Genomic DNA, 23,392 nt, shown 5'->3' on the forward strand with positions numbered 1-23,392 from the left:
GTCATGGGAATTCGAATCAAGGTTCTGCTCGCCGAGATCCTGCTTCTCGGCCTGCAGACTCTTTTGTACTTCGGCGTCGAGGTCTTTGAGGGGAAGCCGCACAATGTGGCAAAAAAAATAGACGGACACATACCGTTCGTGCCCGCCTTTGTCTATATCTATGTGCTCTGGTTTCCGTTAATCCTTTTGTTTCCGCTCGCTCTTTTTGCGGCGGATCCGATGGCCTATGCGCGCTACCAGACGGCAATTCTTCTGGACATCGCGCTGAGCCTTTTTTGCTACCTCGCCTACCCGACGAGTTTTGCGCGCCCCGAGGCGCCGGATACTGTTTCGGGACAGGCTATGCGGCTTGTGTTCCGGGGGAGCTATAAGGGCGTCAACTGCGCGCCGAGTATGCACTGCTCGATGTGCTATCTCGTGTTACACTTTGTCGGCGCAACGCCCGGCCTGCCGTTCGCCGTCGCAGCGATTGCGGCACCGGTCGCGCTCGGCATCGTGGTTTCGACGCTCTTTACGAAGCAGCATGTCGTAATCGATGCCCTGACAGCGCTTCCGCTCGCGGCAGTCTGCATTCTGGTCGGCAACCGCCTGCCGTTTACGGCGCTTCTTCACTGGATTCTGGGCGCCTGAGCTTGTCCGCAAAGGGGCGGTTTTTGGGGGCCGCCTCCGTCATTGCGGGGGCGGAAAGTCCCTCGCCGTGGGCGCGGAGCATCTCTTCGCGGAGCTCGCTCGCCGAGAGCAGGAGAGCCCCCTGGCTCCGCACAATGATCTGCTCGAGACCGTCCGAGGTCGCGACGGTCACGCTGTCGGTCGCCGCGTGGCGCCCCGAAAAGCTCTCGATATAGCTGTCCGCGGTCTGGGCGGTCTTGGTGTAGACGACAAACAGATTGTGCCAGGGATAGCGTTCCTCCTTGTGATCCTTCCGCCGATAGGCGTCGAAGACCACAATCAGGGTGACGCCGGTAAAGCCCTGGTAGTCGGAGAGAAGGTCGAGGAGCGCAAGCCGCGCGCTGTCGATGTTTTCTTCCGCGAGGGCGCGGAGCTCGGGAAACGCAAAAATAATATTGTAGCCGTCGACCAGGAGAAACCGCTTCCTTGGCGCGGCGGTGCGGAGCGCGCGGTAAGCGCGCTCTTTTGCTGCCTCGCTTGCCTCCCGGCGTTTCGCCTCCGGGCGCTTTTTGTCCTCGCGGCGGTTCCGGTAAAAGGTGCGTTCCAAAATCGCATCGATTTCTTCCAAAGAGAGCGGGGCGCTCTCTTTTTTTGTGCGGACGAGGGGGTCTTCGCCGTTTTCTTCCGCAGCGGCGTTCCGATCGCGCCGGTAGGGGAGGTGCATGTAGCGGGGCGCTTCCTCATAGGAAACCGTCTCGCCGCTCCCGTGGCGGCAGAAGACCGAGTCGGCCGGAAAGGCGAGATCGGCCGCGGGATCGTAGCCCCGCGCGGCAATCACGGCCTCGCTGTCCCGGCAGGGGAAAAAGCCCGCAAAGGAGAGGGAGAGCGAAGCTTCGCCTTTGGTATATCGGCGGAGTTCGGCGGCATAGTTTTGCATGGCGGCGACGGCCGCCTGTCCGTGCACTTCGGCGCGCTCCGCGCTCCCGGCCTCGCCGAGCGCGAAGGAAGCGCCCATGCGCTCAAGGTCATGGAGGGCGCGCCCGAGCGAGGCGGCCGGAAGTTGCAGCGAAAAGTCATAGCAGGGTTCCAGCACCTTGGGCGCGGCGGCATAGAGCCCCGCGCGGAGTGCGCGTACGGTCGCCTGCCGGAAGTCGCCGCCCTCGGTGTGCTTCTCGTGGGCGCGTCCCGCAATCAGGGTGATTTTGATATCTGTGAGCGGTGCGCCGAGCAGGATGCCCGGAATTTCCTCTTCTTCGAGCGTGCGGAGTACCTGCTGTTGGTACTGAACGGGGAGTTGTTCCGGCGTGAGCGCACTCTCGGTCTGCAGACCGCTGCCCGGCGCAAGCGGTTCCAGCAGGAGATGCACTTCCGCATAGTGGCGGAGCGGTTCAAAGTGTCCGGCACCCTCGGCGGTTTTTGTGACGGTCTCGCGGTAGCTGACGCCCGCCGGCTCGAACTCGACCGCGAGCGAAAAGCGGCGCAAAAAGAGTTCTTTCAGGATTTCAACCTGCATCTCGCCCATCAGGGATGCCTGCAGTTCGCTGTTAGCGCTGTCAAAGCGGAAGCGGAGACTCGGCTCTTCCTCTTCGAGAGAACGAAAGCGCGGCAGCCACTCGCTCCACTGCGCACCTTCCGGTAAAATCAGACGATAGCGGAGCACAGGGGTAAGAATAGGCAACGTGTGTTCGCTGTGGTCGGCGCCGAGCCCCATGCCGGCCAGACTCTCCGCGAGACCGGTCACCGCGATGATGCTGCCGGCGGGTGCCTCCTTGAGGAGGGAATAGGAGCGCCCCGAGTAGAGGCGAAGCTGCTCGGCTTTTTCATTGAGCGGCGGGAGCGGCATTTTGGAACTGAGCGTTCCGCCCGTGACCTTTAAAAATGTGAGGCGCGCGCCCTTCTCATCCGCGGCGATTTTAAAGACGCGCGCCGAGAAGTCCGCCGGATAGGCGGGGGGCACGAATAGCGCCGAGATGCCGTCCAGCAGTTCTTTCACACCCTGCTGGCGGAGGGCGGCGCCGAAGAAGCACGGGAAAAAGCGGCGCGCCCGAAGGAGCGCCGCCAGTTCTTCGTCGGACGGGCAGTTGCCGTCCTCGAGATAGCGGTTTAGGAAACGCTCGTCGAGGAGCGAGAGTTCCTCGGCGCGCGCCGGCGAAGCGGCCGGGCGGGAAAAATCGATGAAGTCGCCGCCAAGCTGCGCGCGAAGGGCGGCCAGCAGCGTCTCTTTTGACGCGCAGGGCCGGTCGGTTTTATTGAAGAAGACGACACAGGGGACTCGGTAGCGCCGCAGGAGCTGCCAGAGCGTCACCGTATGACTCTGCACGCCCTCGACCGCGCTGATGACGAGAATCGCGAGATCCAGAACCTGAAGAACGCGCTCGGCTTCGGGCGAGAAGTCAACGTGCCCCGGCGTGTCGAGCAGGGTCACGGCGAGGTCGCCGGTCTCAAAATAGGCCTGTTTGGAGAAAATTGTGACGCCGCGCCGCTGTTCCGCGGGATCGGTGTCAAGGAAGGCAGAGCCGTAGTCGACACGCCCCGGCGCGCGGAGCGCACCCGCCGCGACGAGCAGGGCCTCCGAGAGCGTCGTCTTGCCGGCGTCGACATGGGCCAGAATGCCGAGCGTCAGGCGGCGCATCAGTTTTCGATGAGATGGAAGGCAAATCCGCCGATCTCACCCTCCAGATAGAGGAAGGTGCTGCGGCCGAGGCTGTCCACCTTGCGCGTAGACTCGTCAAAGCGAACGCCGCGCTTTGCGAGGTAGTATTCGGCGCGGTCCACATTGTCCGTGCCGATCGCGACATGGCCGAGAGAGCCCTTGCCCTGATACTTCATGACTTCGACAGCGGTGCCGGAGAAGAAGGAGACCGGGGTCTCGATGCAGTCGAGATCAAAGATCGAGGCAATCAGCGAGGCATTCTGTTTTGCTTCCGCGTCGTCCTTCGAGTTGATGCCGACATGCTTGATCTTAAAGTTCAGCATGGTACGGACAGCCGCGCGGGTGCGCGCCGTGACGGTCTCAAAGGCGTGTGCACGGATATCTTCTTTTTTGGCGAGCCAGGTGCCGCCGCAGGCAAAGACCTGCTTCAGGGCAAAGTAGCGTTGCAGATTTTCAAGCGTCACGCCGCCGGTCGGCATAAAGCGGAGATTCCCATACGGCGCGGAGAGCGCCTTCAGCATTGCGGAGCCGCCGTTCTGCTCGGCGGGGAAAAACTTGACGGCGTCGAGGCCGAGCGACATGGCCTGTTCCATCTCGCCGGGCGTCGCCGTGCCGGGACACATGGCAATGCCCTTTTCCCGCACATAGGCGACAAGTTCCGGCTGAAAGCCCGGGCTCACGATGAATTTTGCGCCCGCCGCAATCGCGGCGTCCGCCTGCGCTTTGGTGACAACGGTGCCGGCGCCGACTGTCATGTCGGGCATCTCGCGGGTCAGCGTGCGGATGGCCTCTGCGGCAGCCGCGGTCCGGAAGGTAATCTCGATTGCGGAGACACCGCCTTTCTTGAGAGCCTCGGCGAGCGGCAGCGCGTCGTTCGCGTCCTCGATTGCGACAACCGGAACAATGCCGATGCGGTACAGTTCTTTGATACAAGCGTCCATTTTGCTATCCTCCCAGCGTTTTTCTGTATCATTTGCACTGAAATCAGTGTAGCATAAGTTAAGAGCATAGAAAAGTTTTCGAAAATGCGTTAAGATAGCGTTACATGTCTGAGACAGGGAGGAAACGCGATGAAGGTAGTCATTCTTGCAGGCGGCTTCGGTACCAGAATTACGGAGGAGAGTTATCTTCGGCCCAAGCCCATGATCGAGATTGGCGGGCAGCCGATACTCTGGCACATCATGAAATACTATTCCTCCTACGGCTTTCACGACTTTGTGATTTGCCTCGGCTACAAACAGTATGTGGTCAAGGAATATTTTGCGGATTATTTTCTGCACACCTCGGATGTGACCTTCGATCTCTCGAACAACAGCATGGAGGTGCTGCAGCGGCATGCGGAGCCCTGGAAGGTGACGCTGATTGACACAGGCCTCCACACGATGACGGGCGGCAGAGTGAAGCGCATTCGCGACTATGTGGGGGACGAGCCCTTCCTCCTGACCTACGGTGATGGGGTCTCGGATGTGGATCTCAATGCGCTGCTCGCCTTTCATCGGGAGAAAAAGCGGCTCGCGACCATCACGATGGTGAACATCGGGCAGGCCAAGGGTGTGCTGGATGTCGGTGACAACGGGGAAATCCGCTCCTTCCGCGAGAAGGACGACAGCGACGGCGCGGTGATCAACGGCGGCTTCATGGTCTTTGAGCCGGGCGTTTTCGATTACATTGCGGGCGATGATACCGTGCTTGAGCAGGAACCCTTCCGGGATCTTTGCCGTGACCGGGAGCTGGTAGGCTATTACCACAGAGGCTTCTGGCAGTGCATGGACACGCAGCGCGAAAAGAAAAAGTTAGAAGAGCTCTGGGAGAGCGGCAACGCGCCCTGGAAGCGATGGTGAGGAGAAACTTGCATGTTTGAAGATAAGACAGAACAGGAGGCGCGACAGGAAATTCTCGCGCTCGTAGAAGAATATGCGGAGCGTTTCCGCGAAAAGAAGAGGGACTTTCACCCGGGCGACCGCATTTCCTATGCGTCCCGCGTCTACGACCACAAGGAGATGGTCAACGCGGCCGATGCGGTTCTTGAATTCTGGCTGACCTCCGGGCGCTATACGGATCTCTTTGAGAAGAAACTCGGCGCCTATCTCGGCGTCCCCTTTGTGTCGCTCGTGAACTCGGGCTCGAGCGCGAATCTGCTCGCCTTTATGGCATTGACCTCTCCGAAGCTCGGCGAGCGGCGCGTTCGTCGCGGCGATGAGATCATCACCGTGGCCTGCGGCTTCCCGACGACGGTCACGCCGATGTTGCAGTACGGGGCGGTCCCGGTCTTTGTCGATGTGACCATTCCGCAGTACAACATCGATGTGACGAAGCTCGAGGCGGCCTACTCGCCGAAGACCAAGGCCGTGATGATTGCCCATACGCTCGGCAATCCCTTTGACTTAAAGGCGGTCAAGCGGTTTTGCGACGCCCACGGGCTCTGGCTCATCGAGGACAACTGCGATGCCCTCGGCAGTCGCTATACCCTGGACGGGGAGACCCGGTTTACGGGTACCGTCGGCGACATCGGCACCTCGAGCTTTTACCCGCCGCACCACATGACCATGGGAGAGGGCGGCGCGGTCTACACGAAGAACGTGGTGTTGCACAACATTCTCCGCTCCATGCGCGACTGGGGTCGGGACTGCCGCTGCCCCTCGGGCGTCGACAATCTCTGCGGTCACCGCTTCGACGGCCAGTACGGAGAACTCCCGAAGGGCTATGACCACAAGTATGTCTACTCGGAGTTCGGCTTCAATCTGAAGGCGACCGATTTGCAGGCGAGCATAGGCTGCGCGCAGCTTGAGAAGTTTCCGCACTTTGTCGAGCGCCGGAAGGAAAACTTTAAGCGCCTTCGCGCGGCGCTCTCTCCCGCGGCGGACAAGCTGATACTCCCGGAGCCCTGCGAGAATGCGGACCCGAGCTGGTTCGGCTTTCTTCTGACCTGCCGGGAGGGCGTGTCCCGCGAGAAGCTGGTGCGCTATATCGAGTCGAAGGGCGTGCAGACTCGCATGCTCTTTGCGGGCAATCTGACGAAGCACCCCTGTTTCGACACGCTCCGCGCAAGCGGCGAGGGCTACCGCATTGTCGGCGAACTCACGGAGACCGACCGTATCATGCGCGACACCTTCTGGGTCGGTGTCTATCCGGGCATGACGGAGGAGATGATTGACTATATGGCGACAGCAATTCGCGAGGGACTCGCGGAATGAGACAGGCTTCGAAGGGCGGCATCTATCTCGCCCTGCATGCGCTCGTGCTCTTTTACAGTCTCTCGGCCCTCTGCTCGAAGACAGCGGCTTCCTACCCGGTCGGCAGCTTTCGCTGGCTGCTGTTTTATGGCGCGGTGATTCTGATTCTGGGGCTCTACGCAATTTTCTGGCAGCAAATCATTAAGCGCCTGCCGCTCTCGACCGCCTACATGAATAAGGCGGCGACCGTTATCTGGGGACTTGTGTTCGGCGGCCTCTTTTTCCGTGAGCGCGTGACGGCCGGGAAACTCTTTGGCGCGGCGTTGATTATTGCCGGCATTGTGCTCTATGCGCTGCCGGGCGCGGCGCGGGGGCGGGAAGCATGAGAAATCTCCCCTGGCTGCACCTCGCAATTTACCTCGGCGCGGTCTTCATCGCGGCGCTCTCTCAGGTGCTCCTCAAAAAAGCGGCGATGCGGCCGCATCGGAGCGTCGTAGAGGAGTATTTAAACCCGCAGGTCATCTTTGCCTATGGGCTCTTTTTTCTGGCGACGCTGATCGATGTGATTGCCTACCGGAAAATTCCGCTGAGCCTCGGCCCCATTCTGGAGGCGAGCGCCTATCTCTACATGCTGATTTTCGGCGCCGTGTTCTTCGGCGAGCGGATTACGAGGAGAAAACTTCTGGCGCTCGCCCTGATTCTCGGCGGTATTGTCCTCTTTACGCTATCGGCGTGAGGACAGGATTTGACAGAGGAGGGACTGTGGACTATGCAGAAACACTATGATTATCTCCTGGTCGGCGCAGGGCTTTTTAACGCTGTCTTTGCACAGGCGGCGGCCCGCGCGGGCAAGCGTTGCCTGGTGCTCGAAAAGCGCGCGCACATCGGCGGCAACATTCACTGCGACACCGTGGAGGGCATACAAGTGCACCGCTACGGCGCGCACATCTTCCACACTTCGAACGCCGAGGTCTGGAATTTTGTGAACCGCTTTGTCACGATGAATCGCTTCACGAATTCGCCGGTCGCAAATTACAAGGGGGAGATGTACAATCTCCCGTTTAACATGAACACCTTTTCGCGCATGTGGAATATCCGGACGCCTGCGGAGGCGCTCGCGATTCTGAACGAGCAGCGCGCGGAGATTACGGGCGAGCCGAAAAACCTCGAGGAGCAGGCGATTTCGCTCGTCGGACGGGACATTTACGAGAAGCTCATCAAGGGCTACACGGAAAAGCAGTGGGGCAAGGCCTGCACGGAACTTCCGGCGTTTATCATACGGCGGTTGCCGGTGCGCCTCACCTATGACAACAACTATTTCAACGACCGCTACCAGGGCATTCCCGAGGAGGGGTATGATGCGCTGGTGCAGGCGCTCTTTTCGGAGGCGGATATTCTCTTAAACACAGATTATCTCGCGGACAAAGAGGGGTGGAACCTGCGCGCCGATGCCGTGGTCTACACGGGACCGATCGATGCGTATTTTGACTATGCGCTCGGCGCGCTCGAGTATCGCTCGCTTCGCTTTGAGACCGAGACCCTCGACACGGAGAACTACCAGGGCTGCGCGGTCGTGAACTACACCGAGCGAGACATTTCCTATACGCGCATCATCGAGCACAAGCACTTTGTCTTCGGCACGCAGCAAAAGACCGTAATCACCCGCGAGTACCCTTCGGACTGGAAACCGGGCATGGAGCCCTATTACCCGGTCAACGACACAAAGAATCAGGCGCTCTACGAGGCCTACCGGGAAATGGGCGCGCGGGAGCCCGTGATTTTCGGCGGACGCCTCGGCGAGTACCGCTATTACGATATGGACAAGGTGATTGAGAGCGCCATGGCGAGAGCGCGCGCCCTCGGCCTTACAGTTGGAGACGAGACATGATTATCACAAGAACCCCCTTCCGCATGTCGTTTTTCGGCGGCGGAACCGACATGCCGGAATTCTTCAAAGAGCACGGCGGCGCTGTGCTCTCGACCAGTTTCGACAAATACTGCTATGTCAATGTCCGGCATCTGCCGCGATTCTTCGACTACAGCACCGAGCTCTCGTATTCAAAGCTGGAGCGCGTGACGCGAATCGAGGACATTGAGCATCCGGCCGTGCGCGAGGCGATGAAGTTCCTCGACATGCATGAGTTGCGCTTAACCTATGAGGCGGATCTCCCGGCGCGCTCGGGACTCGGCACGAGCTCGAGCTTTGCGGTCGGGATGTTAAATGCCTTCTATGCGCTGAAGGGCAAGTATGCGGATAAGAAGCGCCTCGCGGATGAGGCCATCTACCTCGAGCGGGAACTCTGCGGAGAGGCCGGCGGCTGGCAGGATCAGATTGCAGCTGCCTTTGGCGGTCTCAATGTGATCCGCTTCAGCGAGGACGGCTACCGCGTGAGCCCCGTCATTGTGAGCGCCGAGCGGAAGCGCGCGCTGAATGAGAATCTCATGCTCTTCTTTACGGGTTTTTCTCGTTTTTCCTCGGACATTCAGACCGCGACCAAGAAGGCCCTCTCGGATAAGACCGCGGAACTTAGAGAGATGTGCGCGCTGGTCGATGAGGCCGAGAAAATTCTGATTCATAAGGAGAGCGACCTGAATGAGTTCGGGCGCATGCTTGACACGAGCTGGCAGTTAAAGCGCGGTGTCAGCGCGAAGATTTCGACGGATTCGATTGACCGGCTCTATGCGGACGCAAAAAAAGCCGGCGCGCTCGGCGGCAAACTGCTCGGCGCGGGCGGCGGCGGCTTTCTTCTCTTTTATGTGGAGAAGGAGAGACAGGCGGCGGTACATGCCGCGCTTTCAAACCTTCTGCATGTCCCGTTCACCTTTGAGAACGGCGGCACGACGGTTATTTTCTACGAGCCGGAGAGCTATGTCGCAAAATAAAATACAGGCGGCTTTACTTCAGCCGAGCGCCACATCGAGCGCCATCATGAGAGTAAAGCCGAGCGCGAAGGAGAGGACCCCGATGTCGGAGTGCTCTCCTTCCGACATTTCGGGGATTAATTCCTCGACGACCACATAGAGCATCGCACCGGCCGCAAAGCTCAGGAGATAGGGCATTGCCGGGATGAAGAAATCGGTCGCGGCGAGCATAACGAGCGCCGCAAGCGGCTCCACGGCACCCGAGAGCAGGCCGTAGAAGAAGGCGCGGGGCTTACTGCTCCCTGAGGAGAGCAGCGGGAGGGAGATGATGGCGCCCTCCGGAAAATTCTGAATCGCGATGCCGAGGGAGAGCGCGAGTGCCGCACTCGCCGTGATATTTGCGCTGCCGCTTAGGAAGCCCGCATAGACGATGCCGACCGCCATGCCCTCGGGAATGTTGTGAATCGTGACGGCGAGGAGCAACATCGCGGTTTTGGAGATACGGCTTTTTCTGCCCTCGGCCTTTTCCGCGTACAGGTGGAGATGCGGAATCAGTTTGTCGAGGAGCAGGAGAAAGAGCGTTCCGATCCAGAAGCCGATTGCGGCGGGCAGAAAGGCAAAATGGCCGAGCCCGCCTTCCGCGCTCTGTTCGAGCGCGGGAATCAGGAGACTCCAGACGGAAGCGGCGACCATGACACCGGCCGCAAAGCCGGTCAGCGCCCGCTGAATGTTTCGGCTCAGGGTCTCTTTCAAAAAGAAGACCGCGGCCGCGCCGAGCGTGGTGCCGGCAAACGGAATCAGAATGCCGAGAAGACTGTTCTGTAACAAAGAAATACCTGCTTTCTAAGTCAAATGTGCGTGTCGGTTCACTTGTCCCGCAATCACAGCACATGGTCATCCGGAATGGGGGCGACTATTTTTTGCAGGCTGCGAAGCAGGAAGAAGAGACTCACAAAGAGCCCCGCGCCCTCCGCAATCACAATGGACCACCAGACATTCTGCAGCACACCGGTCTTTGCGAGCAGATAGGCGGTCGGCAGAAGGAAGAGGAGCTGGCGGCAAATCGAAACCAGCATGCTGTAGTAGCCCTTGCCGAGGGCCTGGAAGGCCGAGCTTGTCGCAATCGAGAAACCGACAAAGGGCAGGCAGAGCCCGATGATGCGGAGCGCCGGAATGCCGAGGGACAGCATGTTGGCCGAGGCATGAAACAAGCGGAAAAAGAGGTCCGGCAGGAGCTCAAAGAGCAGGAGTCCGAAGGTCATAAAGCCGAGCGCGGTCAGAACCGAGATTTTCAGGGCGCGCAGGATGCGGCGCTTATGGCCGGCCCCGTAGTTGTAGGCGAGAATCGGCACCGTGCCGTTATTCAGGCCGAAGACCGGCATGAAGATGAGACTCGAAATTTTAAAGTAGACGCCGAGGATCGCGGTTGCGGTCGCGGTGAAGCTAATCAGAATCCGGTTCATCGCATAGACCATGAAGGAGGAGAGCGCCTGCATGATGGTCGACGGAATGCCGACGGCGAGGATATGTCCGAGGAGCTCCGGATAGAAACCGAAGGACTTTGCGTGCAGCTTGACTTCGGGATTTTTGGTCTGGTTCAGCAGAATCGCGACAAGTGCGGAGAGATGCTGGCCGAGCACGGTCGCGAGCGCGGCGCCCGCAATGCCGAGTTTCGGCGCGCCGAAGAGGCCGAAGATCAGCACCGGATCCATCACGAGATTAAAGAGCGCGCCGGAGAGCTGGGAGTACATCGAGAGTGTGGTGCGGCCGGTCGACTGCAAAAAGCGCTCAAAGGTGATTTCCGCGAAGATGCCGAGAGAGCCGCAGCAGACAATGCGCGTGTAGAGAACACCGTAGGAGAAAATTTCAGGGTCGGCGGTCTGCGCGCGGAAAAACGGCACGGCGAGAAAGATGCCGGTCAGCACAAAGAGCAGCGCAAAGCAGAGCTCGAGTAACAGGCCGCTCGCGGCTGTCCGGTTTGCGCGCTGCAATTTTTTTTCGCCGAGCGCGCGGGAGAGGTGTGCGTTGATGCCGACGCCGATGCCGGTGCTGAAGGCAATCATCAGCGACTGCAGCGGGAACGCGAGGCTCACGGCGGTCAGTGCCTGTTCGCTGATCATCGAGACGAAAATCGAATCTACTATATTATAGAGTGCCTGGACGATCATCGAAATCATCATCGGAACCGACATCGAAAAAATGAGTTTTCCGACCGGCATGGTGCCCATCTTGTTTTCGGGGAGTTGCTGTTTGGCTTCGGTCATACATACCATCCTTTCCGGCAGAATCAGGTGCGAAAATGTCTATAGTTTAGCAGTATTGTAAGAATCGCGCAAGGCAGGAAGGGCTTCGGTATGTTATACTTCGGATATCAGGCAAAGACTGCAAAGGGCAGTGAAAAGACAGGAGGTTTGACATGGCAGAAGTTGTGGCACTCGGGGAAGTGTTGATTGATTTTGCGGAGAAATCCAAAGATGTGGAAGGCTATCCGACCATGGCAGCGCACGCGGGCGGTGCACCGGCAAATTTCCTTGCGGCGCTTCGGAATCTGGGACACAGCACGGCGATCATCGGCAAGGTCGGCGTGGATGCCTTCGGCGTCATGTTGCTCGGCACCCTGGAGCGCTGCGGCATTGATGTGAGCGGGCTCGTGCAGGACGAGAATGTCTTCACCACCCTCGCCTTCGTGACCTTTAACCGCGAGGGGGACCGCGCTTTCAGCTTTGCGAGAAAGCCGGGCGCGGACACCCAGCTCCGCTTTGAGGAGATCAAGCTCTCGCTAATCGATCAGGCAAAGGCTTTTCACTTCGGCACGCTCTCGCTGACCGATGAGCCGGTGCGCTCGGCGACGCGCGCGGCTGTCGCCTATGCGAAGGCAAAGGGTAAGCTCATCACCTGCGACCCGAATCTCCGCCTGCCGCTCTGGCGGGAGATTGAGGATGCGCGCCGGGAGATGCTCTGGGCGGTTTCCCACGCGGATGTCGTGAAGATCAGCGACGAAGAGGTGGACTTTCTCTGGGGGTGCACGCCGGAAGAAGGCGCGGAGAAGCTCCTCAATGTCTACGGCGTGAGTCTCGCGATGGTCACGCTCGGGCCGAAGGGCAGCTACCTGAAGAACCGGAGCGGCGCGTTCGCCTACTGTGCGGGACCGCAGGTCTCGCCGATTGACACGACCGGTGCGGGCGATATCTTCGGCGGCACGGCACTCGCCTGCATTCTGGAGAGCGGCAAGAACGCCGCAGAACTCAGTGCGGAAGAGTTAAAGAACATCGGCACCTTCGCCTCGACGGCGGCGAGCCTCTCGACGGAGCGCTCCGGCGGCATTGCGAGTATCCCGAGCCGGGAGGACATCCAGGCGCGCGTCGCGAAGCTCTCGAGCAATTAATCCTTAAACCTACTTGACTTATATGTTAAAAGGGGGTAGGATAGCTGTCAGAGACGAACAGACGAAAGGGAGGTATTCTCATGTCGAAAATTTATACTTCTGCAGACCAGTTGATCGGACACACCCCGCTCCTCGAGCTCACGCACATTGAGGCGGAGGAAGGTTTAAAGGCGCGCATTCTCGCAAAGCTCGAGTACTTTAACCCGGCAGGCTCCGTGAAGGACAGAATTGCCCGCGGCATGCTCGACGACGCGGAGCAGCGCGGTGTCCTGAAGAAGGGCTCGGTCATCATTGAGCCGACTTCCGGTAATACCGGCATCGGCCTCGCTTCGGTCGCGGCGGCGAGAGGCTATCGCATTATCATTGTGATGCCAGACTCGATGAGCGTGGAGCGCAGAAATCTCATGAAGGCCTACGGCGCGGAGCTCGTTCTGACAGAGGGCGCCAAGGGCATGAAGGGCGCAATGGCCAAAGCGGAAGAGCTCGCAAAGGAGATTCCGAACAGCTTTATTCCCGGACAGTTCGTGAATCCCGCGAATCCGGCGACGCATGAGAAGACCACGGGTCCCGAAATCTGGGAAGACACCGACGGTGAGGTCGATTACTTTGTCTCCGGCGTCGGTACGGGCGGTACACTGACAGGTGTGGGCCGCTATCTCCGCAGCAAAAAGCCGGAGGTCAAACTGATTGCCGTGGAGCCGGACGCTTCGCCGGTGCTCTCGGGCGGACAGCCGGGCCCGCATAAAATCCAGGGACTCGGCGCGGGCTTTGTGCCGGATACGCTTGATACGAAGATTTACGACGAGGTCATCCGGGTCTCGAATGAGGATGCGTTCCGCGAGGGACGGGAGATCGGAAGAGCCGAGGGCATTCTGACCGGCATTTCCTCGGGTGCGGCGCTCTATGCGGCAGTGCAGCTCGCAAAGCGGAAAGAGGCCGAGGGCAAGACGATTGTCGTCCTGTTGCCGGATTCCGGTGACCGCTATCTCTCTTCGCCGCTGTTCCAGGACTAATTAAAATTCGAATGTAAGTGAATCACAAGGAAGCCGTTTTGCCTGTTTTCCGGCAAAGCGGCTCCTTTTCGCGCTTTTTCGAGAGAAAATCGGGATGAGCGGACAAAAAGAGTTGGTAGAAAGCCCTGTAACGTCGGCAGAATCAAGCGGTGCAGGTTTCTTATCTTCTTTGAAGCAAGATGAAGGGTGGACAAAAAGAGTTGGTAAAAAGCGCTTCAAGCCCTTGATATACGAGGTCTTTCTCCGCGTACATCTTCCTTGAAACAGTATGTTGAGAGGAAAAGAAAATACCCCCGCGCCGGGCGGCACGGAGGTGTGAAGAGAAACGCTCAGATGACAAAATCATTGCCCGCGAGGTTTGGCGCGGCGAGATCGGCGAGCGTGTAGCCGTCGAAAAAGTCATTGACCAGGCGGTCCAGTTTCTGCCACATGGGTAGGGTGCGACAGTAGGTCGCGCGCTCGCAGGCGGCCTCTTCCTCGAGGCAGGCAACCGGCGCAAGACTGCCCTCGGTGAGGCGGAGAATACTGCCGACCGTGTACTCGGCGGGCGAGCGGTTTAAGCGGTAGCCGCCGCCTTTGCCGCGGAGTGCATCGAGCAGGCCGTTGCGGACCAGAATTTTGACAATGGACTCCAGATATTTTTCGGAAATTTGCTGCCGCTCGGCAATGTCCTTCAGGGGAATATAAGAACTGCCGATGTGCTCGGCGAGATCGATCATGACGCGGAGTGCATAGCGGCCCCGGGTTGAAATCATCATACGGAACTCCTCTCATCTAACATATAAACCTATCTTACTACGGGGTTTAATGCTTTGCAAGCTGTTCTTTGCCGTTTTTCTGTGCTATACTTTCAGCAAGTCGAACAAAAGGAGGCATTACAATGGCAGCTGATAAGAAAATATTGACAATACAGGACATTTCCTGTGTGGGACAATGCTCGCTCACCGTGGCCCTGCCCATCGTCTCGGCCTGCGGCGTGGAGACCTGCATTCTCCCCTCGGCGGTGCTCTCCAATCACACCGGCGCCGATTTTCACGGCTTTACCTTCCGGGATCTGACCGAGGATATGCCGGAAATCGCCGCAAAGTGGAAGAAAGAGCACATTGTCTTTGATGCGATTTATACGGGCTATCTCGGAAGTCGGAGACAGATTGCGATTGTGCAGGAGATTATGGACACACTCCTCGCGCCCGGCGGCCTCCGAATTGTGGATCCCGCGATGGCGGACAACGGCGCTCTCTACACCGGCTTTGATCTCGCCTTTGTCGAAGAGATGGCGAAACTCTGCGGCGGAGCGGATTATATTCTCCCGAACCTCACAGAGGCCTGCCTGCTGACCGGCACCGAATACCGCGAAGGGCTGCAGAGCGAAGCGGAAATCCGGGAACTCCTCGGGAAACTTGCGGCGCTCGGCGCAAAACATGTGATTCTGAAAGGTATTTCCTACGAGGAAGGGCGCATCGGCAATGTAGTCTATGACAGCGCGAGCGGTGACCTCCGCTACGACTTTACCCCGCGCGTGCCGCGAAGCAGCCACGGAACCGGCGACTGCTTTGCCGCGGCATTTACCGGCGCCATGCTGCGGGGGAAGAGCGCTTTCGAGGCGACAAAGCTCGCCGCGCGCTTTGTGGTCGCGAGCATACGCGCGACCGAGGGAGACAGCGCGCACTGGTACGGCGTCAAGTTCGAAAAGGCCCTGCCGCTCCTCACGGAGGCGCTGAGTGTGCCGACCTTTACGATTGAGGGGAAACATGTCCGGGATTTGGAAACATTCTATGCGGAGATTGACCGGGTTCTGACCGACGGGAAGCAAAAGACCGGACACAATCTCTCGGCGTTTGACGACATTTTGCGGGGCGGCTTCGGAAAGCATGCCTACGGGCAGCGGATTCATCTTTACTGGAAGGATTTCGATGTGAGCCGGGAGGCGCTCGGCGATGAGACCGCGCTGCGCCTGATCGGCATTATTCTGGACCGGGAGAGCGGTCACGACTGCAAGCTGGAATTCTGAGGCCGCGAGAGTTGCGGAAAAAAACGCAGGGCGAATTTTCGCCCTGCGTTTTTTTTAATCCGCGAGATAGACTTCCGCGTACTGCACGCCGAAGTTCAGCGCGCTCGAGTGACTCTCCATGAAGATATCGATGTGCTTGCCGGCGACACCGCTGCCGACATCCTCGGCGACATAGACGGTGCCGTTGATGACAACGCGCGTGCCCTCCGGGATCACGGCGGGATCGGTTGCAATCGTGTGATTGGCCTGTGCAATCTTGCCCGAGCTGGTCATGCGCCCCCATCCCTTGGAACACTCGTAGCAGGGGCAGTAGGCGGTGAGCTTGAAGACACCGAGGCTTTTGCCGTTCCGGCCGCTCTCTTTTTTGGCGCTCTTGACGCTCGTGCTGTGGTTTGCGGCGGCTGTGGTCTTGCTCTGCTTGTCGCTGTTCTTTTTTGCCGCGGCTTTTTTTGCCGCCTCGCGGGACTCCGCCTCGGCGCGCTCTCTGGCCGCCTCACTCGCGGCGCGCGCGGCTTCTTCGGCGGCGCGCTGGGCTGCCTCGGCCTTGGCCTGTTCTTCCTGCTTCAGGCTGAGCCAGGCGCGGTCTTTATTGGTCCGGGTCTCAATCAGCGCGTTTTGCGCCGCGACGCGAGCATCGTTGAGCGCAGGTACATCAATCTGGTCGCTCAGATTTTCTTCGGCGTGCTGCACATCTCCCATCACCGTGCTGTCCGTGAAGACAGCGCTCGCGGAGGGAGTGTCTGTCGGCGAGACAAAGGCAGTGCTGCCTGTCTCGGCCGCAGCGGCTTCCGGGGCCGGCTCTGCTTTCGGCTCGCCCAGCGCGCTGAGCGGCACGAGAAACAGAAGCAGGGTCAGAAGAAAGATGCACGCCCGCTGAATGGCATTCATATGTTTGTGCATGGTTCTGTATCCTCTTAAGAATTCTGTAAGAACTACAACTTTATTCTAAACAGAGGAGGGGGGGACTGTCAATTAAAATTAAAACAGCGGGGGACTCACTCGAGAATCAGGTACACCTCGCGGTACTGGACACCGTGTGCCCAGGCCTCGGCGGTCGTCGCGTAGTAGACGTCGACAGTCTGGCCGCGGACACCGTTGTCTTCGACCGTGTAGATGGTGTCGCTGCCCGCAAAGCGGATCTTACTGCCGCGCGGCAGCACGCCCCAGTCGGATGCGACCGTGTGCGCGGCCTTCGGCACCGAGCCGTCGGCGCAGAGGGAGCCGTTCGGATTGGAATAGCCCGTGGTCTTAAAGGTGCCAAGCGAGCGCTCGTTCCGGACGGGCGGGAGCGGGACGGCGGTCTCCGGCGCCTCGCTCGGCGCCTCGATGACAGCGGTCACTTCTTCGGTCCGGCTGTTGGAGGTTGCGTTGTTTTGCACGACTGCGGCCGCGGCAGGCTTGGCTGCGGCGAGTGCGAGCAGGATACTGAGCCCGAGGGCGGAAAACTTTGTCAAAAGTCGCATGCAAGGTCTCCTTTCACGTCAAAATGTTACAGAGATGTTACTTTTCTGCCTGCAATTTAGAATATAGCATGGGAGACGGGAAACGCGCAAGAAAATCGTGTGCGGGAAACGCATAGGACAAAGGGGGGGGGGGCAGAGAGCCTTGCGGCGCCGGAAGCGCGCGGCGCGGCCGGTGCGGCAGAGGAAAGCGAGCGGAAAGAGCGGCAGAGAATTTCTCTAAAAAAATTTTGAATCCCGCTTGACAGGGACTTGCAAAACAGCTATAGTAACGACAGCAGGTGTTAGCACTCTAATCAAATGAGTGCTAACAACGGGAAGGAGGAAATCATGGAGCTGGATGACAGAAAAGTCATGATACTGAATGCAGTGATCAAAAACTACATGGAGACCGGCGAGCCGGTCGGCTCCCGTACGATTTCAAAACTTCCCGGCTGCGCGCTGAGCAGTGCGACCATACGCAATGAGATGTACGATCTGGAGGAGATGGGTTATCTTCTGCAGCCGCACACTTCGGCGGGGCGTATTCCCTCCGATCAGGGGTATCGCTTCTATGTCAATGAGATTCTGCGGGAAACCGAGAATGAGGTCGAAGCCATGAAGCGCCGGTTTGTTGCGCGGGTAGATCGCCTCGAGCTGGTGCTCCGCAGAATGGCACGCATTGCCGCGGACCATACCAATTACGCAGCGGTCATCAGCGGTCCCGACACGAGCCGGGCGCGCATCAAGCTGTTGCAACTCTCCAGAATGGATGAGAACCGCCTTTTGGTTGTTCTGGTACTCGAGGGCAATCTGATCAGCAACCGCATTTTGACCTTGCGGCAGCCGATCGGTGATGCGGAGCTCCTGCAACTCAATATTCTGCTGAATACGCGCTTAAACGGCGTCAGCATTCAGGAGGCGGAGGAAGGCGTTATGCAGAAGCTGCTCGCGGAGGCAGGGGACAACAAAGAGTTCGTCGCCTATCTTCTCGATGAACTCCGGCGCATGCTCTCGGAGGAAGAAGAGTTGCAGATTTATACCAGCGGCGCGACCAATGTGTTCCGGTATCCGGAGCTCACCGACGGCGGCGGCGCAAAACGCATCATCCGGACCTTTGAGGAGAAGAACCGCTTGAAGCGCATTGTGGCGGATGCGGCGGCGCAGACGGGAGAGGAGAAAGATAACATTCAGGTGTTTATCGGAGAGGAATCTCCGGTGCCTGAGATGAATGATTGCAGCATAGTCACAGCCCGTTATGATCTGGGCGGCGGCCTTTGCGGTACCATCGGTATCGTGGGACCCAAGCGCATGGATTATGAGAAGGTGCTGAGGATGTTGCACAGTCTGATGCGTGAAATGGATGAGAATTTCGGAGGAGACGATGGCTAAGGATAAGCACAGACACGAGCGGGAGAGAGAGGAGCGGCAGAGCGCCGAGGAGCGCGCTGCGATGGGAGCTGCCGCTGCTGCGGCGGAATTCGAAGCGGAAGACAAGGCAAAAGAAACGGCAGAGACCGCTGCGACCGCTTCCGGCCAAGAGGCTGCCGAAGACGGGCAGCGCAGCGCAGCACAGGCAGAAATCGAAGCTCTGAACGACCGTCTGAAGCGGACGCTCGCGGAGTTTGAAAATTTCCGCAAGCGGAGCGAGCGCGAAAAGGCACAGATGTTTGATCTCGGTGCCAAGTCGGTGCTCGAGAAGTTTTTGCCGGTCATCGACAATTTTGAGCGCAGCGTCGCGCAGGTTCCGGAGAGTGAGGACAGCAGCATCAAGGCCTATGCCGAGGGCATGGACATGATATACCGCCAGCTCTTGAAGAATCTGAAGGAGGCGGGCGTCGAGGCGATTGACGCGAAGGGTAAGCCCTTTGACCCGGCGTATCACAATGCGGTGATGCACGAGGACAATGAGGCGCTCGGCGAGAATGTCGTCTCGGAGGAGTTACAGAAAGGGTATCTCTACAAGGACAGCGTACTTCGCCACAGCATGGTGAAGGTCGCAAACTAAATCGGAATACAACAGGAAACTGATTTTTATATACGAGCTGATTTTAGGAGGAGAAACAATGAGTAAGATTATCGGTATTGACCTTGGTACAACCAACAGCTGTGTGGCAGTCATGGAGGGCGGTAAGCCGGTCGTGATCCCGAACAGCGAGGGAGCCAGAACCACACCGTCCGTGGTCGCATTCACAAAGACCGGCGAGCGTCTGGTCGGCGAGCCGGCAAAGCGCCAGGCAGTCACGAACGCGGACCGCACGATTGCTTCGATTAAGCGCCACATGGGCACGGACTACAAGGTGACCATCGACGGCAAGAGCTACACGCCGCAGGAGATTTCGGCGATGATTCTGCAGAAGCTGAAGGCGGATGCGGAGAGCTACCTCGGTGAGAAGGTCAGCGAGGCGGTCATCACGGTTCCGGCGTACTTTAACGACGCGCAGCGTCAGGCAACCAAGGACGCAGGCAAGATTGCGGGCCTTGAAGTCAAGCGTATCATCAACGAGCCGACGGCGGCGGCGCTCGCTTACGGCCTCGACAATGACAAAGAGCAGAAGATTATGGTCTACGACCTCGGCGGCGGTACCTTCGATGTCTCGATCATCGACATCGGCGAGGGCGTCATCGAAGTGCTCGCGACCAACGGCGACACGCACCTCGGCGGCGACGACTTCGACAACAAGATTACCGAGTGGATGATTGCCGAGTTCAAGAAGCAGGTCGGCGTGGATCTCGGCAAGGACAAGATGGCGCTGCAGAGACTGAAAGAAGCGGCGGAGAAGGCAAAGAAGGAGCTCTCGACCGCGACGACGACGGAGATTAACCTTCCGTTCATCACGGCGACCGCAGAGGGCCCGCAGCACCTTGCAATGACCCTGACCCGCGCAAAGTTTGACGAGCTCACGGCAGATCTCATTGAGCGCACCGTCATTCCGGTGCAGAATGCAATGCGCGATGCCGGCATCACGAACGCAGACCTCGGCAAGGTTCTTCTGGTAGGCGGTTCCACGCGTATGCTGAACGCGCAGGAGAAGGTAAAGCAGCTCACCGGCATGGAGCCCTCGAAGACCCTGAATCCGGATGAGTGCGTTGCCATCGGCGCAGCGGTGCAGGGCGGCAAGCTCGCGGGCGATTCGAGCGCAAGCGATGTGCTGCTGCTCGATGTCACCCCGCTCTCCCTCTCGATTGAGACCATGGGCGGCATTGCGACCAAGCTGATTGAGAGAAACACGACCATCCCGACCAAGAAGAGCCAGGTCTTCTCGACCGCAGAGGACAACCAGTCGGCTGTCGACATCCATGTGGTACAGGGTGAGCGTGAGTTTGCACGCGACAACAAGAGCCTCGGCCAGTTCCGTCTGGACGGCATCCTGCCGGCAAAGAGAGGTGTCCCGCAGATTGAGGTCACCTTCGACATCGATGCAAACGGTATCGTGAATGTCTCCGCAAAGGATCTCGGCACCGGCAAGGAGCAGCACATCACGATTACTTCCGGTTCCAACATGTCTCAGGAGGACATTGACAAGGCAGTCCGGGAAGCTTCCGAGTTCGAGGCACAGGACAAGAAGAAGAAAGAGGCAATTGACGAGAGAAATGACGCCGACTCTCTGATCTTCCAGACCGAGAAGGCAATCCAGGAGGTCGGTGAGAAGCTCAGCGACAGCGACAAGGCGGCGGTTGAGGCAGACCTCAGCGCACTCAAGGAGGCTGTGAACCGCGCACCGGCGGAGGCGATGACGGATGAGCAGGTCGCAGACATCAAGGCAAACAAGGAGAAGCTGATGGCAAGCGCGCAGCAGCTCTTCCAGAAGGTCTATGAGAACGCACAGCAGAGCCAGGCGGGCCAGGGTGCCGCGGACAACGGCGGCTCCAAGCCGGATGACGGTGTTGTGGACGGCGATTTCAAGGAAGTCTAAAGAAAACGGATGGCACGCGGGAGCAGGGCTCTCGCGTGTCCGTTTGAGAAAGGATCAGGATGGCAGAACAGAAGCGCGATTATTATGAGGTGCTTGGGGTTTCGAAGGACGCGGACGATGCGGCGCTGAAAAAGGCATATCGGATGCTCGCGAAGAAGTATCATCCGGATGCGAATCCCGGCGACAAGCAGGCGGAGGCGGCTTTTAAGGAAATCAACGAAGCTTATTCCGTTCTGAGCGATCCTAAGAAGCGGGCACAGTACGATCAGTTCGGACACGCTGCCTTTGACCCGCGCATGGGCGGCGGCGGCAGCGGCGGCGGTTTCTACGAAGGCAATGCGGCCGACTTCGGCGATATCTTCGGCGACATGTTCGGCGGCGATATTTTCGGCAGCTTTTTCGGCGGCGGCAGAGGCGCGCAGCGCCAGGCGGCCAATGCGCCGATGCGCGGGGCAAATGTTCGCGCGACCGTACGGCTTACCTTCGAAGAGGCAATCTTCGGCTGTAAGAAGAAAATCACAATCGACTACAAGGAAGAGTGCGAGACCTGTAAGGGCAGCGGCGCAAAGCCGGGCACCTCGCCCGAGACCTGTCCGACCTGTAAGGGGCAGGGCAAGATTGTCAAGATGAGCCAGACCATGTTCGGCACGATGCAGAATGTGCAGACCTGTCCGACCTGCCACGGCAGCGGCAAGGTGGTAAAGGAGAAGTGCACGTCCTGCAACGGCACGGGCTATAAGCGCATCCGGAAGAGTTTTGAGGTCAGCATTCCGGCCGGCATCGACAACGGTCTCTCGGTCAGAATGCCGCACGGCGGCGAGCCGGGCGTGAACGGCGGCGAGCGCGGCGATCTTCTGGTCGAGTGCATTGTGAGTCCGCACCCGATCTTTAAGCGCCAGGACACGAATATTTTCTCGACGGTGCCGATTTCGTTCGCGACGGCGGCGCTCGGCGGCCCGATCCGGATTAAGACTGTGGACGGCGAAGTCGAGTACACGGTCAAGGCGGGAACGCAGACCGACACGCGCGTGCGCCTGAGCGGCAAGGGAGTGCCCTCACTCCGGAATCCGAAGGTGAGGGGCGACCACTATGTGACGCTCGTCGTCGAGGTGCCGACCAAGCTGAATGCAAAGCAGCGCGAGGCCTTAAAGAACTTCGACGAGGCAATGCGGGGCGACGGCAAAAAGAAGGGCTTGTTCTCCTAACGACGAGTGACCGGAAGGGTGACTGTTCCGGCGGCGGGATGCCGCGGGGCAGCCGCCCTTTTTTGCTTTGCGGAAGCCCGCTTTTACAAACATAGTGCGCTGTGCTATGATTAAACGATATCAGAGCCAGGAGGGAAAACGCCCATGCGATGGAAAAAGTATACGCTGTATACCACAGAAGAGGCAGTGGATCTGGTGAGCGCGACGCTCGCGGAACTCGGCATTGAGGGCATCGAGATTGAGGATAATGCGCCGCTCTCGGAGCGGGACACCAAGGGCATGTTCATCGACATTCTGCCGGAACTGCCGCCGGACGACGGGACAGCGCGCGTGAGCTTTTATCTGGAGCCGGGCAGCGGTGAAGAGGCGATGCTCTGCCGTGTCCGCGAGGGACTCGAGGAACTGTCGCAGTTCACCGATCTCGGCGAAGCGCGGATTGCGGAGAGTCTCACCGAGGACAAGGACTGGATTAACAACTGGAAGACCTTCTTTCACCCCTTTGTGGTCGATGACATTCTGATTAAGCCGACCTGGGAGCAGGTGCCGGCGGAGAGCGCGGGACTCACCTGCATCCAGATTGACCCGGGCACGGCGTTCGGCACTGGCGCGCATGAGACCACGCAGCTCTGCATCCGCGCCTTAAACCGCTACATGAAGCTCATGCAGGCGGCGGGCGTCAATGATATCCGCGTTCTGGATGTCGGCACGGGCAGCGGCATTCTCGGCATCGCGGCAAAGAAGCTCGGGGCTGCCCGGATTTTTGCGACCGATCTCGACGACAACGCGCTTGAAGCCGTTGCGGAGAACCTTTCGAGCAATGACCTGAATCCCGAAGACTTCACGGTCGTCTGCGGCAACCTGATCGATGACCCTGCCGTACAGGCGGCGGCCGGCGAGGCGTGCTACGACATCGCGCTCGCGAATATACTCGCACCCGTGATTCTGCTGCTCGAGAAAGAAGTCTGGCGGCACTTAAAAATCGGCGGTATCTTCATCACCTCCGGCATCATCGACGAAAAGGAAGAGGAAGTGCGCGCGGCGATTGCGGTGAATCCGCACTTTGAGGTGCTCGAAGTAAACCGCCAGGGCGAGTGGTCGAGCGTCGTCGCGCGGAGAAAGGCCTGA

The 23,392-nt window shown here is 59.0% G+C and carries 23 protein-coding genes; 16 read left to right on the top strand and 7 right to left on the bottom strand.

From position 1 onward, the window contains the following. Positions 1-3: 3 nt before the first annotated feature. Entirely contained in the window at positions 4-630 is a 627-nt protein-coding gene (locus ACO4XG_RS03930; protein WP_308508224.1) for a phosphatase PAP2 family protein, read from the top strand. Here ACO4XG_RS03930 and ACO4XG_RS03935 read toward each other — a convergent pair. After that, positions 596-3,241 carry an NYN domain-containing protein gene (locus ACO4XG_RS03935; RefSeq protein ID WP_308508223.1) on the bottom strand — a complete coding sequence of 882 codons (2,646 nt, stop codon included), beginning with the start codon at positions 3,239-3,241 and terminating at the stop codon, positions 596-598. The genes ACO4XG_RS03930 and ACO4XG_RS03935 overlap by 35 nt on opposite strands. Beyond that, positions 3,241-4,203 carry a bifunctional 4-hydroxy-2-oxoglutarate aldolase/2-dehydro-3-deoxy-phosphogluconate aldolase gene (gene eda, locus ACO4XG_RS03940; protein WP_308508222.1) on the bottom strand — a complete coding sequence of 321 codons (963 nt, stop codon included), beginning with the start codon at positions 4,201-4,203 and terminating at the stop codon, positions 3,241-3,243. Before eda ends, ACO4XG_RS03935 begins: the two co-directional genes overlap by 1 nt. Before the next feature lie 129 nt (positions 4,204-4,332). Between eda and rfbF the strand changes: the two genes are divergently transcribed. From rfbF to ACO4XG_RS03970, 6 genes are read left to right on the top strand one after another with little or no spacing between them, the layout of a single operon-like run. After that, positions 4,333-5,103 carry a glucose-1-phosphate cytidylyltransferase gene (gene rfbF, locus ACO4XG_RS03945; protein ID WP_308508221.1) on the top strand — a complete coding sequence of 257 codons (771 nt, stop codon included), beginning with the start codon at positions 4,333-4,335 and terminating at the stop codon, positions 5,101-5,103. A gap of 12 nt (positions 5,104-5,115) precedes the next feature. Next, entirely contained in the window at positions 5,116-6,456 is a 1,341-nt protein-coding gene (gene rfbH / locus ACO4XG_RS03950) for a lipopolysaccharide biosynthesis protein RfbH (protein ID WP_308508220.1), read from the top strand. Then, on the top strand, positions 6,453-6,821 hold the full coding sequence (locus ACO4XG_RS03955) for an EamA family transporter (protein WP_308508219.1): 369 nt from the start codon (positions 6,453-6,455) through the stop codon (positions 6,819-6,821). The genes rfbH and ACO4XG_RS03955 overlap by 4 nt, the downstream gene beginning before the upstream one ends. After that, on the top strand, positions 6,818-7,171 hold the full coding sequence (locus ACO4XG_RS03960) for a multidrug ABC transporter (protein WP_308508218.1): 354 nt from the start codon (positions 6,818-6,820) through the stop codon (positions 7,169-7,171). The genes ACO4XG_RS03955 and ACO4XG_RS03960 overlap by 4 nt, the downstream gene beginning before the upstream one ends. Positions 7,172-7,204: 33 nt before the next feature. Beyond that, entirely contained in the window at positions 7,205-8,323 is a 1,119-nt protein-coding gene (glf, locus tag ACO4XG_RS03965) for a UDP-galactopyranose mutase (RefSeq protein WP_308508217.1), read from the top strand. Beyond that, positions 8,320-9,318: a GHMP family kinase ATP-binding protein gene (locus tag ACO4XG_RS03970; RefSeq protein ID WP_308508216.1), complete on the top strand. Its 999-nt coding sequence runs from the start codon at positions 8,320-8,322 to the stop codon at positions 9,316-9,318. The genes glf and ACO4XG_RS03970 overlap by 4 nt, the downstream gene beginning before the upstream one ends. 18 nt (positions 9,319-9,336) lie before the next feature. Here ACO4XG_RS03970 and ACO4XG_RS03975 read toward each other — a convergent pair whose 3' ends face one another. After that, on the bottom strand, positions 9,337-10,125 hold the full coding sequence (locus ACO4XG_RS03975) for a ZIP family metal transporter (RefSeq protein WP_308508215.1): 789 nt from the start codon (positions 10,123-10,125) through the stop codon (positions 9,337-9,339). Between the two features lie 53 nt (positions 10,126-10,178). After that, entirely contained in the window at positions 10,179-11,561 is a 1,383-nt protein-coding gene (locus tag ACO4XG_RS03980) for an MATE family efflux transporter (RefSeq protein ID WP_308508214.1), read from the bottom strand. A gap of 152 nt (positions 11,562-11,713) precedes the next feature. Here ACO4XG_RS03980 and ACO4XG_RS03985 point away from each other — a divergent pair, with 152 nt between their 5' ends. From ACO4XG_RS03985 to ACO4XG_RS03995, 3 genes are all read left to right on the top strand, one after another. Continuing rightward, on the top strand, positions 11,714-12,682 hold the full coding sequence (locus ACO4XG_RS03985; protein ID WP_308508213.1) for a carbohydrate kinase family protein: 969 nt from the start codon (positions 11,714-11,716) through the stop codon (positions 12,680-12,682). Between the two features lie 80 nt (positions 12,683-12,762). Further along, positions 12,763-13,695 carry a cysteine synthase A gene (cysK, locus tag ACO4XG_RS03990; RefSeq protein ID WP_009532571.1) on the top strand — a complete coding sequence of 311 codons (933 nt, stop codon included), beginning with the start codon at positions 12,763-12,765 and terminating at the stop codon, positions 13,693-13,695. A 94-nt stretch (positions 13,696-13,789) separates the two neighbouring features. Next, on the top strand, positions 13,790-13,957 hold the full coding sequence (locus ACO4XG_RS03995) for a hypothetical protein (protein WP_308508212.1): 168 nt from the start codon (positions 13,790-13,792) through the stop codon (positions 13,955-13,957). Positions 13,958-14,024: 67 nt separating this feature from the next. On the opposite strand, the gene ACO4XG_RS04000 is transcribed toward ACO4XG_RS03995, so the two are convergent. Continuing rightward, positions 14,025-14,453, bottom strand: coding sequence for an RrF2 family transcriptional regulator (locus ACO4XG_RS04000; protein WP_040799501.1), 429 nt, complete (start codon positions 14,451-14,453; stop codon positions 14,025-14,027). A gap of 122 nt (positions 14,454-14,575) precedes the next feature. On the opposite strand from ACO4XG_RS04000, the gene ACO4XG_RS04005 reads away from it, so the two are divergent. After that, positions 14,576-15,706 (top strand): pyridoxamine kinase, encoded by a 1,131-nt coding sequence (locus ACO4XG_RS04005; protein ID WP_308508211.1) that lies wholly within the window; start codon positions 14,576-14,578, stop codon positions 15,704-15,706. Between the two features lie 54 nt (positions 15,707-15,760). On the opposite strand, the gene ACO4XG_RS04010 is transcribed toward ACO4XG_RS04005, so the two are convergent. Continuing rightward, positions 15,761-16,606 (bottom strand): 3D domain-containing protein, encoded by an 846-nt coding sequence (locus ACO4XG_RS04010; RefSeq protein WP_308508210.1) that lies wholly within the window; start codon positions 16,604-16,606, stop codon positions 15,761-15,763. A gap of 95 nt (positions 16,607-16,701) precedes the next feature. Beyond that, positions 16,702-17,169 carry a 3D domain-containing protein gene (locus ACO4XG_RS04015; protein WP_308508209.1) on the bottom strand — a complete coding sequence of 156 codons (468 nt, stop codon included), beginning with the start codon at positions 17,167-17,169 and terminating at the stop codon, positions 16,702-16,704. A gap of 327 nt (positions 17,170-17,496) precedes the next feature. On the opposite strand from ACO4XG_RS04015, the gene hrcA reads away from it, so the two are divergent. The 5 genes from hrcA to prmA all read left to right on the top strand — a co-directional run bounded on the left by hrcA (position 17,497) and on the right by prmA (position 23,392). Beyond that, positions 17,497-18,537: a heat-inducible transcriptional repressor HrcA gene (gene hrcA, locus ACO4XG_RS04020; RefSeq protein ID WP_308508208.1), complete on the top strand. Its 1,041-nt coding sequence runs from the start codon at positions 17,497-17,499 to the stop codon at positions 18,535-18,537. After that, on the top strand, positions 18,530-19,153 hold the full coding sequence (grpE, locus tag ACO4XG_RS04025; RefSeq protein WP_308508207.1) for a nucleotide exchange factor GrpE: 624 nt from the start codon (positions 18,530-18,532) through the stop codon (positions 19,151-19,153). The genes hrcA and grpE overlap by 8 nt, the downstream gene beginning before the upstream one ends. Positions 19,154-19,211: 58 nt before the next feature. Then, positions 19,212-21,062 (top strand): molecular chaperone DnaK, encoded by a 1,851-nt coding sequence (dnaK, locus tag ACO4XG_RS04030; protein WP_308508206.1) that lies wholly within the window; start codon positions 19,212-19,214, stop codon positions 21,060-21,062. Between the two features lie 59 nt (positions 21,063-21,121). Then, positions 21,122-22,267, top strand: coding sequence for a molecular chaperone DnaJ (gene dnaJ, locus ACO4XG_RS04035; protein ID WP_308508205.1), 1,146 nt, complete (start codon positions 21,122-21,124; stop codon positions 22,265-22,267). Positions 22,268-22,411: 144 nt separating this feature from the next. Next, positions 22,412-23,392, top strand: a complete 981-nt coding sequence (gene prmA, locus ACO4XG_RS04040; protein ID WP_308508204.1) for a 50S ribosomal protein L11 methyltransferase — start codon at positions 22,412-22,414, stop codon at positions 23,390-23,392.

The organism is Stomatobaculum sp., assembly GCF_057248925.1.